Source organism: Xanthobacter autotrophicus, assembly GCF_029991245.1.
In the GTDB taxonomy this organism is placed as follows: domain Bacteria; phylum Pseudomonadota; class Alphaproteobacteria; order Rhizobiales; family Xanthobacteraceae; genus Xanthobacter; species Xanthobacter autotrophicus_C.
Genome location: NZ_JAIVFO010000253.1, coordinates 1 through 3,011 on the forward strand (window position 1 = coordinate 1; position 3,011 = coordinate 3,011).

A 3,011-nucleotide genomic window follows, 5' to 3' on the forward strand; every position below is an offset into this window, starting at 1 on the left:
CCACCGAGCGTGCGCCCGACGAGAAAGCCGACCGCAAGCGCCTGTCGGCCTTCCTCTCCCGCTTCAGGGGGGCGGCGAAGGGTGATCTGCGCCTCACCATGGCCTGTTCGGTGGTGACGGGCCTCCTCATCATCGCCCAGGCCTTCCTGGTGGCGCGGATCCTCGATGGGGTGCTGTTCCGGCACCAGCCCGTCGGCGCCTTCCCGGCCGAGGTCGCCAGCCTCCTCGCCGCCATGGTCCTGCGCTTCGGCGCGGTGTGGGCCACCGAGCGCTTCGGCTTTGCCGCCGCCGCCAAGGTGATGCGGGCGCTGCGGGCCGAACTCATGGACCGGGTCGAGAAGATCGGCCCCGTCGGCCTCGCCGAGACCCGGACCGGCGAGATGGTGGCCGCGCTGGCCGAGGGCGTCCGCGCGGTCGAGCCCTATTATGCGCGCTATATCCCCGCCTCGGTGCTGGCGGTGGTGCTGCCCCTCGCCATCGTCATGGTGGTGTTCCCCCTCGACTGGATGTCGGCGCTGATGTTCCTCGTCACCGCCCCGCTCATCCCGCTGTTCATGATCCTCATCGGCAAGGGCGCGGAAGCGCTCAACCAGAAGCAGTGGCGGCGCCTCGCCCGCATGTCCGGCCACCTGCTCGACGCGGTGCAGGGCCTCGCCACGCTGAAGGCCTTCAATGCCGCCGGGCGCATGGCCCGGCAGGTGGCGGAGGTGGCGGACGACTATCGCCGCGACACCATGGCGGTGCTGCGCGTCGCCTTCCTCTCCTCCCTGGTGCTGGAATTCTTCGCCACCGTCTCCATCGCGCTGGTGGCCATCCTCATCGGCTTCCGTCTGCTGTGGGGCGGCATGGGCTTCTTCGAGGGCCTCTTCATCCTGCTGCTGGCGCCGGAATTCTATGCCCCGCTCCGCGCCATGGGCACCGCCTACCACGCGCGCATGGAAGCCCTCGGCGCCGCCGAGCGTATGGTGGCGCTGGAGGACTTGCCGCAGCTTGCGGAGACCGGCGGCGCGACCCCCCTCCCCTCGCCCGACGCCATCGAGATCCGGTTCGAGGACGTTCATCTCGACTTTGCCGACGGGCGGCGTGCGCTCAGCGGGGTGAGCTTCACCATCGCGCCGGGGCAGACGGTGGCGCTGGTGGGTCCCTCGGGCGCCGGCAAGACATCGCTTTTGAACCTGCTGCTCGGCTTCGTGAAACCCACCACGGGCCGGGTTCTGGTGAACGGCGTGCCGCTCGCGGACCTGGACCTTGCCGCCTGGCGGCGCCGCATTGGCTACGTGCCGCAGCACCCGCGCCTGTTCGCCGGCACGCTGGCCGCCAACATCGCGCCCGGCGAGACCGCCCCCGACCCCGCGCATCTGCAGCGCGCCATCGCCGATGCCGGGCTCGCCGATGTGGTCGCGGCCATTCCCGGCGGCCTTGCCGGACGGATCGGGGAAGGCGGGACCGGGCTTTCGGGCGGCGAGGCCCATCGCCTCGCGGTGGCCCGTGCCTTCTACCGTGATGCGCCCATGATCGTGCTCGACGAGCCCACCGCCCATCTCGACGGCGCGAGCGAGGCCGCGGTGCAGGAGGCGCTCGCCCGGCTGCTGCCCGGCCGCACCGGCCTCGTCGCCGCCCATCGCCTCGCCGGCATCCAGGGGGCGGACCGCATCGTGGTCCTGAAGGACGGGCGGATCGCGGAAGAAGGCGACCACGCCACCCTGCTCGCCCGCGGCGGGCTCTATGCCGGCCTGCTGCGCCCCGGCCCTGCCGCAACGCCGGAGACCGCCCAGTGAAGGACGCCCTGCGCCTCCTCGCCCTCATGCGGCCGCAGGCGGGCTGGATGGCCCTCGCCGTCCTGCTCTCCGCCCTCGCCACCCTCGCGCATGTGGCGCTGATGGCGACCTCCGGCTGGTTCATCACCGCCATGGCGCTGGCGGGCGCCGCCGGCGCGAGCATGAATTATTTCACGCCCGCGGCTTATATCCGCGCCTTCGCCATCGTCCGCACGGTGGGGCGCTATGCGGAGCGGATCGTCGGCCATGAGGCGACGCTGAAATTCGTGGCCAACCTGCGCCCGTGGGTCTTCGTGCGCCTCACCCCCCTCGCCCCGGCGGCGCTCCAGGACAAGCGCAGCGGCGACCTGCTGACCCACCTCAAGGGCGATATCGACCGGCTGGAATTCGCCTTCCTGCGCATTCTCTCGCCGGCTCTGGCCGCGGTGCTGGTGCTGGCCGCCGGGCTCTTCGTGGTGGCCGCCCATGACGGCACCATGGCCCTCGTCCTGCTGGGCACGGCGCTCATGGGCGGGCTCGGCCTGCCGCTGCTGGTGCATCGGCTGGGCGCGGCGGCGTCCCGGCGGGTCACCGCCCGCACGGCGGAGCTGAACACGCTGCTGGTGGACCATCTGGAAGGCCGGGCCGAACTCGACATCTACGATCCCGGCCGGCGCCATCGCGCCGCGCTGGATGCCGCCAGCAACGGGCTCATCGCCGACGAAAGCCGTCTCGCCGGCATCGCCGGATTTGCCGGCGCGGGGGTCGGCCTTGCCGCGCAGGCGACGCTGCTTGCGGTGATGGTGATCGGCGCCCCGCGCGTGCTCGACGGCAGCCTGCCCGGTGCCGACCTGCCCATGCTGGTGCTGCTGGTGCTGGCCTTGTTCGATGCCGTGGCGCCGCTGCCGCTGGCATTCCAGACCCTGCCGGGAACGCTCGCCTCCGCTCGCCGCATCTTCGCGCTGGTGGACCGGCCGGTTCCGGTGCCCGATCCGGCGGCACCCAGGCCCGTGCCGGCCGAAGGCGTGCTTGTCTTCGAGCGTGCAGGGCTCACCTATCCCGGCGCGTCGGCGCCGGCGGTGGAGGGCGTCGACCTCACCCTCGCGCCGGGGCTGCGCATCGCCGTCATCGGACCGAGCGGCTCGGGCAAGTCCAGCCTGATTGCCCTGGCGCTGCGCTTCCGCACGGCGGACCCGGGGGCTCTCGCCTTCGGCGGGGCGCCGGTGGAGGCGTATGAGGCGGACGCCCTGCGCC

General features: G+C 72.5%; 2 protein-coding genes. Both read left to right on the forward strand.

The features are described 5' to 3' along the window. Positions 1–1,778: thiol reductant ABC exporter subunit CydD (gene cydD / locus K9U41_RS22390; RefSeq protein ID WP_349237868.1), on the forward strand; the 1,778-nt coding region annotated here is incomplete at its 5' end. Beyond that, positions 1,775–3,011 (forward strand): amino acid ABC transporter ATP-binding/permease protein (locus tag K9U41_RS22395; RefSeq protein ID WP_282643048.1); only part of this gene is annotated, 1,237 nt, incomplete at its 3' end. The genes cydD and K9U41_RS22395, both read left to right, overlap by 4 nt.